This is a genomic window from Roseiarcus sp., assembly GCF_052145395.1.
Classification (GTDB): Bacteria; Pseudomonadota; Alphaproteobacteria; order Rhizobiales; family Beijerinckiaceae; genus Roseiarcus.
This window is the reverse complement of record NZ_JBKQOT010000618.1, coordinates 1-8,011: the sequence shown is the minus strand read 5'-3', so window position 1 is coordinate 8,011 and position 8,011 is coordinate 1. Positions and strand designations below refer to the sequence as shown.

Below are 8,011 nucleotides of genomic sequence, written 5' to 3'. Positions count from 1 at the left end.
GCGCGACCTTCCTCACCACTCAGATCGACTTCACCGACGCCGGCGACCTCAAGGTGTTCGTCGACGCCGAGCAGCTGAAGCAGGCCGAAAAGCGCATGCAGGAGCGGGGCTATCTCGAGGGCTCGGCGATGGCTCAGGCCTTCAACATGCTCAGGCCCAACGACCTGATCTGGTCATACTATGTCAACAACTACCTGAAGGGCAAAGAACCGATGCCCTTCGACCTCCTGGTGTGGAATGCCGACGCCACCCGCATGCCAGCGGCGAATCACATGTTCTACCTTCGCCACTGCTACTTGCAGAACGACCTGTCGAACGGGCGCATGGTGATCGGCGGCCAGACGGTCGATCTGAAGAAGGTGACGATCCCGGTCTATGAGCTCGCCGCCAAGGAGGATCACATCGCCCCCGCCCGCTCGGCGTTCAACGGCGCCAAGTGCCTGGGCGGACCGGTGCGCTTTGTGATGGCGGGCTCGGGCCATATTGCGGGCGTGGTCAACCCGCCGACCAAGGCGAAATACCAGTACTGGACCGGCGGCCCGGTCGAAGGCGACTTCGAGGACTGGGTGAAGGCGGCCAAGGAGACGCCAGGGTCGTGGTGGCCTGACTGGATCCAGTGGATCACGGCGCAGGCGCCCGAGAAGGTCCCCGCCCGCACCCCCGGCGAGGGCAAGCTGAAGGCGATCGGCGACGCGCCGGGCGAGTACGTGCTGGCGAAGTCGTAAGGCCCGAGAGATTATCGTCGAATAAGGGTCTTCTGAAGCACGGCGTCTTCAGGTTAAACCGGCTCCATCATTGCGGCCATCCGCAGGGTGGCGGCGCCCGCCTTTCGACGCGCTATGGCGATGAATCCATCCAGGGAGGCAAGAGAGCCGGTCGCCTGGATGCCGCCTGCGCGAGACATTTGGATTTCCTCAGGCCTCCGCCGAGACAGGCGCCGGCTCCGCAAATCTTCGGATATTGGAGGTTGGATTTTCTTGGAATTCCTTGGATTCTCTCGACCGAAATGAGCCTTTTCAGTGGGTTACGCGCGAGCGCGTGCGAATTTATTCGTCGTGGGACCCATCCCCCGCGTAAAAAGGCCGCGTCCCGTCTGAGGACGGCGTTGATCCGCTTGCGCTTGAACTGAGGCTCGCATGAAGGGATCGTACCGAGATTTCCGATTTTCCGCAAGCAAAAGCTATTCGCCATTCGCGCGAGTGGAAGCGCGCCGGCGCCATTCTCCACCCAAGACAAGGGACCGGCGGACGCCAAGCGCCGGCCGCCCGCCCGACCGTCAGCGTCAGCGCCTCTTGCCGAGCGCGCGGCGACCGGGTTATCGGAGAGCGTAGGTGCAGCGACAATGGGACTTCCCCATGCCGGCAGTCGTCACGCTCGTCCGCCACGGTGAAACGGCCTGGAGCGCCGCCGGCCGGCACACCGGCCGGACCGATATTCCCCTCACCGAGGAAGGCGAACGCAAGGCGCGGAAACTCCGCGACCGACTCGCTGGCCAAACCTTCAATCGAGTCTTCACCAGCCCGCTTCAGCGCGCCGCCCAGACCTGCGCGCTCGCGGGCTTCGGCGACCGGGCCGTGGTTGATCCCGATCTGCTCGAATGGAATTACGGCGACTACGAGGGACGGACCACCCACGAGATCCTCACCGACCACCCGGGCTGGCTGATCTTTCGTGATGGCTGCCCGCACGGCGAAAAGGCCGCCGACGTCGGCGCCCGCGTCGACCGCGTCATCGCCCGCCTGCGCGCCGTGGACGATCGCGCGATCCTCTTTTCCAGCGCTCACGTGCTGCGGGTCCTGACGGCCCGCTGGCTCGGTCTCCCGCCCTCCGAAGGCCGTCTTTTCGCGCTCAATACGGCGAGCGTCAGCGTTTTGAGCTACGAGCACGACGACAGGGGCGAACCGGTCGTAGCGCTCTGGAACGAGGTCTGAGCCGGCGCGATCCTCGTCGCGGCGCCGGCGCAGAGCGTCTTTTGTCCCACGGACCAAGTCCGCCACGCGCGGCTCCGCGATCTTGCTTCCCAAAATTTCGCTTGGCGCATCGCGGCGTCAGCGCTACCTTCAGCGTTACCCGCCGATGGTATTTTCGCCAGGCGGGTTCGAGCCTAAGCCTTCCGCCCCGTTAACGCGGCGCGCTCCGGCGTCCGCCTGATTTGCTTACCGCCGCAAAGCCATCGAGGCAGGCGCAAGCCGCCGGACGTCTGTCCCGCAGCGCCACGCCGTGACGGAGTTGCAGATGCTATACGCGCTTGCCTTCCTCGCCGGGATCGTCGCCGGTTCGCGCGCCTTGACGGCTCCGGCGGCCGTTAGCTGGGCCGCTCATCTCGGCTACCTCAACCTCGAGGGGTCGTGGCTCGCCTTTATGGGCTACGCGTGGACCCCGTGGGTCTTCACGGTTCTGGCGATCGTCGAACTGATCACCGACCAGTTGCCGTCCACGCCCAGTCGCAAGGTTCCGATGCAATTCGGCGCCCGCATCGTCACCGGCGCCCTTAGCGGCGCGACGCTCGGCGCGTCGGCGGGATCGTGGATCGCGGGCCTCATCGCCGGCATTGTCGGCGCGGGAATCGGAACCTACGGCGGCGCCGAGGTCCGCGCGCGCATGACCAAGGCCTTCGGCCGCGACCTGCCGGCCGCCTTGATCGAGGACGCTGGCGCGATCGTCCTCGGCCTCATCATCGTATGGGCGCTTCGATGACCCGCCGCTTCGACGCCATCGTCATCGGGGCTGGCCAGGCCGGGCCGCCGATGACGGCGCGGCTCGCCGCGTCGGGCAGGACCGTCGCCATCGTCGAGCGCAAGCTTTTTGGCGGAACCTGCGTGAACGTCGGTTGCACACCCACCAAGACGCTGGTTGCGAGCGCTTACGCGGCCCATCTCGCCCGGCGCGCCGCCGACTATGGCGTCACCGCCGGGCCGGTCGGCGTCGATTTCGCCTCCGTCATGGCGCGCATGGACAGGGTCGTCGACGAAAAGCGCGCGGGCCTGAAATCCTGGCTCGGCGGCATGGCCAACTGCACGGTCGTCGAGGGCCACGCCCGCTTCACATCGCCCCATGCGATCGAGGTCGGAGGCGAAACGCTCGAGGCCGACATGGTCTTCCTCGATGTCGGCGCCAGGGCGACAGTTCCGGACTTCCCCGGCCTCGATCGAATCCGGCCCCTCACCAACTCGAGCCTTCTCGAACTCGACGCCCTGCCGCGTCATCTCGTCATCGTCGGCGGAAGCTATATCGGGCTCGAATTCGCCCAAGTTTTCCGGCGCTTCGGTGCTGAAGTTACAGTGGTGGAAAAAGCGCCGCGTCTCGTCGTCAGAGAGGACCCGGACGTCTCCGACGCGATCCGCGATATCCTGGAGGCGGACGGAATCACTGTCCGCTGCGGCGCGGAGTGCATCCGCTTTGCGCGGCGCGGCGACGACGTCGAGGTTGGCGTCAACTGCCAGAGCGGCGAACCGGCAGTGGTCGGCTCGCATGCGCTTCTCGCGGTCGGCCGCAGGCCGAACACCGACGATCTCGGGCTCGACGCGGCGGGCGTGGCGGTCGACGCGCGTGGCTATATCGTCGTCGATGACGACCTTCGGACCCGCGTCCCGCACATCTGGGCGCTCGGCGACTGCAACGGCCGCGGCGCCTTCACCCATACGTCCTACAACGACTACGAGATCGTCGCGGCGAACCTTTTTGACGGCGCGAAGCGCAAGGCAACCGATCGCATCCCGGTCTATGCGCTCTATGTCGATCCGCCGCTCGGACGGGTCGGGATGACCGAAGCGGAAGCGAAAGCCAAGGGCCATGCCGTCCGTGTCGGCAAGCGCCCGATGACGCGCGTGGCGCGCGCCATCGAGAAGGGCGAGACGCAAGGTTTCATCAAGGTGGTGGTCGATCGCGACAGCGACGCGATCCTCGGCGCCGCCATTCTCGGCGTCGGCGGCGACGAAGCGATCCACGGCGTGGTCGAGGCGATGGCCGCAGGCGTCACCGCGACGGCCTACACGCGCGTCGTCGCCATCCACCCGACGGTGTCCGAACTCGTGCCCACCGTTTTCGGCGAGCTGTCGCCGTGACGCCGGCGCCGGGCTTTTTGGAAAGTTTCACCAGCGCAAAGGAATAGCCTCCGGCCGGTTCGCGTTAGCATCCCACTCCCAAGGACCGGTGTACCTTGGCGTCGTCCCTTCGATGGAGACTCCCTTGCCCGAGCCCCTGCGACCACCTCTTCGCTCCGCCCTCGGTTCGCTTGTTCTCATCGCCGCCGTCGTTGCTTTCGGCGCGGCTGCGTTTGCTTACACGGCTGCGTGGCTCTCGCCCCAAAAGCTCACGCCGGACAGGCTGGTCGAAGCCTTGGCGCCGCCTTCCGGCCCGGCGCTCGGCCATCGCCGCAACCACGCCAAGGGAATCTGCTTCACGGGCGTGTTCGAGGCGAACGGCGCCGGCTCTGAGCTTTCGACCGCGCAGGTCTTCGCCAAGGGCGAATATCCCGTGGTGGGGCGCTTCAACCTCGGCACGCCCGACCCCGACGCCGCGGACGCCTCGGTGCGGGTGCGAGGGATCGGCGTGATGATCACGACGCCGGACGGCGAGGAATGGCGCACGGCGATGATCAACCCGCCAATCTTCGCGGTTTCGACCCCTCAAGGGTTCTATGACCTGCTCGAGGCCTCGGCGAGCAAGGACCCCGACGCCATGGGAGCATTCGTCCAGGCGCATCCCGAGTTCGCGGCTTTCGGCGGCTGGGCGAAGGATGGGCCGTGGACCGGCAGCTATGCGGAGGAGCGTTACAACGGTCTCAACGCCTTCGTGTTCACCGACAGCGCCGGCGACCGGCGCGCGGTGCGCTGGTCGATCATCCCGGCCGCCGAGCCCGTGCCCGTTTCACCAGAGGAACTCGCCAAGCGCGGACCGAATTTTTTGGAAGAGGAGATCGCCGAGCGCATCAAGCAGGGCCCTTTGCGCTGGACGATGGCTGTCACCGTCGCCAATCCGGGCGACCCCACGGCGGACCCGACCAAGGCATGGCCGGACGACCGGCGCAAGATCGAGGTCGGAACGCTGACGGTGCAGGCGATCATCCCCGAGCCGGACGGACCGTGCCGCGACGTCAACTACGATCCGACCGTGCTGCCCAATGGGATGGCGACCTCGGACGACCCGTTCCCGGCGGCGCGGTCTTCCGCCTATCGAGTCTCCTTCGACCGCCGCGCGGCCGAGGCGAAGGACTATCCGCGAACAGCGCCAGGAGCGAGCCAATGATCCGCGTCCCCCGCTTCACGCCGCTGCAGCGCGCGCGGCACTGGATCATGGCCGTCTGCATCTTGACGATGTTGTTCATCGGCGTCCACATGGTCTCGAGCATCAACCCGAAATACCTGACGCTGATCACGATCCACAAAACGCTCGGAATCGTGATCCTCGTTCTCGCGCTGATCCGGCTCGCCGTCCGCCTGCGCTCCGGCGCCCCTCCCCTGCCGCTGGACCTCCCCGAGCCGATGAAGCTCGCGGCGCATCTGTCGCATTACGCGCTCTACGCGCTGATGATCGGCCTTCCGCTGACCGGCTGGGCGATGCTGTCGTCGGCCGGCTATCCCATCGTCCTCTGGGGCGGCATCTGGCTTCCGCCGATCGCGCCGCAGAGCGACGGCCTGCATACCGTGCTGTGGCAGGCGCATGTCTGGCTGGCGCTGCTGTTCTACGCGGTGATCCTCATGCATGTCGCGGCGGCGCTGTTCCATGCGCTGGTGCGGCGCGACGGCGTGTTCGAGGCGATGGGGCCGGAACTGAACCATAGGGCGGAGGCGACCAGTCCGGCGCATCAGCCGGCGGAGTGAGCCGCGAGAGCCGTTGCGCTTGCGCGACGGCGGCCACGGTCCCTCCTCCCCGCTTGTGACGCTCACGGGGAGGGGGATTTGCCCCGACCGACTCGATTCGGCCCCAACTCGTTCTGGGCCTCGAGCGTTTACGCGGCGCGCACGCGGCTTTTGACCGACGCCGCGATCACACGACGCGGACTTGGGGATGAACGCGCGGGAGCGCTGCGGACGGCCGCAAAATCGCCGCATACCCATCGCAATCGCGCGCCGGCGCTCGCCAAAAATCCTCGCGAGCGCCGGTCGCCGCCGAGGAACGAGCGCCTCCCGCCGCCGCAGAAGCGCCAAAACCGGCGGCTATCCCCCGTTGCGCCCTTTCGAGCACGAACCCGCTCCAGGGTCCCGTCAGGAAGGTCAAATTGTCGCACGCCACAGAGTCGCCCGGAAATCGCTGGAAAAGCGGGCGAAGCGTCGGGGACCGCCCCCGTTTGCATTGATGATGGAGGATCATGACTCCCTGCGATCGCCCCCACAGATCCGACTCGACGGGCCGCGCGCTCGTCCTTGGGATCACCGCACTCCTGATTGCGCTCTCGGTTCTCGCCGCGGTTCCTTCCGCCTCAGCGCAAGAGGTCAAACCGGCGGCTCAAGACGCCGCCTCGACTCTGACGCCCGTCGAAGCCCAGCACGCCCTCGAAGTCTTGCAGGATCCGGCGAAACGGGACGCAGCGATCGAAACGTTGCGGACGATCGCGAAGGTCTCGGCGCCAGCCGCCGCGGAATCGACGGCGCCCGCCGCGCAACCGGCGGCACCCGCCGCGCCGCTGGTCATCGCCGACGGATTCGGGGCGGAGCTGCTGCTGGAGGTTTCAACCGAAATGGGAGACCTGTCGGCTCAGTTTGAGCACAGCGTCCGCGCGGTGACAAAGTTCCCCGTGTTTTGGCGTTGGCTGACAGAGACCGCAACCGATCCCGATGCGCAGGCTCTGCTGCTCGGCTTCCTTTGGCGAGGATTGACCGTCGCCGTCCTCGCGCTCCTGGCCGAGCGCCTTGTCGGGTTTGGGCTTCGCCGGCCCCTCGCCGCGCTGGAAGCCCGTGCGGCGCACGACAAACGGGGCGAGGCCGGCGCGATATTCGACGCCGATCGCGCTGAGACCGTGGCCGTCCGGCGCGTGCAGGGGCTGCGCACGACCCTCAGCCGGGCCCCGTACGCCGTGGCGCGTCTGGTTCTGGAGCTCGCGCCGGTTGCGGCTTTCGCCGCGGCGGGCAACGCCCTCCTCGCAACCAGCATTGGCGCCGACCCGATCGCGCGGGTCGCGATCCTCGCCCTGGTCAACGCGTATGTGTTCTGCCGGACGGCGATGTGCGTCATACGGATGTTCGTGTGCGGTTCGGCGCCCGGGACGAGCCTTTTCGCGCCGCCCGCGGAGACCGCCGCCGCGATCGAAGTCTGGTCGCGAAGGCTCATTGGCGTCGCGGTATTCGGCTTGGCCGTCGCCAATGTCGCGCGCGCGCTTGGTCTGGAACGGCCGGCCTATCATGCGTTGGTGAAGTTCGTCGTCCTTCTTCCGCATCTCCTGCTCGTCATCGTGACCTTGCGCTGTCGGCGCGCCGTCGCGTCCTTTATTCGCGCGCCGGCCGGACGCTCCGGTTTTGTGTCCGTCCTGCGCAATCGCTTTGCCGACGTCTGGCACTATGTCGCCATCTTCGCCAACCTCGCGTTGTGGACGATCTGGGCGTTCAGGATACCCAACGGCTACAGCCTCGTCGCCTATTACGCGTCCGAGGCGGTCGTCATTCTCGTGATCGCCCGGGCGGCGTGGGCCGTCGCCATGGGCGGCGTCGACAGGATTTTCAATCCTCGTTACGGTCTTCTTGTGGGCGCTCCGTTTCTCGAGGGTCTCGGCGCCCGTTACCGTCCCGTCCTGCGCTTCGCGATCTCGGCGATCATTGCGCTTATCGCGACAGGCGCCTTGCTGGAGACTTGGGGCGTCGACGCCTTGAGCTGGTTCGATTCCGGCCGCATCGGCGGGATTCTGCTTTCCCAGTTCTCATCAGTCGTCCTCGCCGTCGCAATCGCAATTGTCGTTTGGGAAGCGTCCAACGGCGCGATCGAACACCAACTCGACCGGTTCGCCCGGGAGGGCGCCTACGCCCGCGCCGCCCGGCTCCGGACGCTTCTGCCGATGTTGCGCACGGTCCTGACCGTG

At 66.9% G+C, this 8,011-nt stretch carries 7 protein-coding genes; all 7 read left to right on the top strand.

Annotated features, from left to right (window positions below):
• On the top strand, nucleotides 1-725 hold a 725-nt coding region (locus ACLP25_RS21255), incomplete at its 5' end, for a PHA/PHB synthase family protein (protein ID WP_442471137.1).
• Between the two features lie 630 nt (nucleotides 726-1,355).
• Nucleotides 1,356-1,931, top strand: a complete 576-nt coding sequence (locus ACLP25_RS21250) for a histidine phosphatase family protein (RefSeq protein ID WP_442471136.1) — start codon at nucleotides 1,356-1,358, stop codon at nucleotides 1,929-1,931.
• A gap of 304 nt (nucleotides 1,932-2,235) precedes the next feature.
• Nucleotides 2,236-2,697, top strand: coding sequence for a DUF4126 family protein (locus ACLP25_RS21245; protein WP_442471135.1), 462 nt, complete (start codon nucleotides 2,236-2,238; stop codon nucleotides 2,695-2,697).
• Nucleotides 2,694-4,064 carry an FAD-containing oxidoreductase gene (locus ACLP25_RS21240; protein WP_442471134.1) on the top strand — a complete coding sequence of 457 codons (1,371 nt, stop codon included), beginning with the start codon at nucleotides 2,694-2,696 and terminating at the stop codon, nucleotides 4,062-4,064. The genes ACLP25_RS21245 and ACLP25_RS21240 overlap by 4 nt, the downstream gene beginning before the upstream one ends.
• Before the next feature lie 124 nt (nucleotides 4,065-4,188).
• Nucleotides 4,189-5,247 carry a catalase family peroxidase gene (locus ACLP25_RS21235; RefSeq protein WP_442471133.1) on the top strand — a complete coding sequence of 353 codons (1,059 nt, stop codon included), beginning with the start codon at nucleotides 4,189-4,191 and terminating at the stop codon, nucleotides 5,245-5,247.
• Nucleotides 5,244-5,822, top strand: coding sequence for a cytochrome b (locus tag ACLP25_RS21230; RefSeq protein WP_442471132.1), 579 nt, complete (start codon nucleotides 5,244-5,246; stop codon nucleotides 5,820-5,822). Before ACLP25_RS21235 ends, ACLP25_RS21230 begins: the two co-directional genes overlap by 4 nt.
• Nucleotides 5,823-6,310: 488 nt before the next feature.
• On the top strand, nucleotides 6,311-8,011 hold a 1,701-nt coding region (locus tag ACLP25_RS21225), incomplete at its 3' end, for a small-conductance mechanosensitive channel (protein WP_442471131.1).

Coding starts and splice junctions, on each gene's coding strand:
- ACLP25_RS21240 (WP_442471134.1), top strand. CDS start 2,694: ATGACCCGCCGCTTCGACGCCATCGTCATCGGGGCTGGCCAGGCCGGG.
- ACLP25_RS21245 (WP_442471135.1), top strand. CDS start 2,236: ATGCTATACGCGCTTGCCTTCCTCGCCGGGATCGTCGCCGGTTCGCGC.
- ACLP25_RS21250 (WP_442471136.1), top strand. CDS start 1,356: ATGCCGGCAGTCGTCACGCTCGTCCGCCACGGTGAAACGGCCTGGAGC.
- ACLP25_RS21230 (WP_442471132.1), top strand. CDS start 5,244: ATGATCCGCGTCCCCCGCTTCACGCCGCTGCAGCGCGCGCGGCACTGG.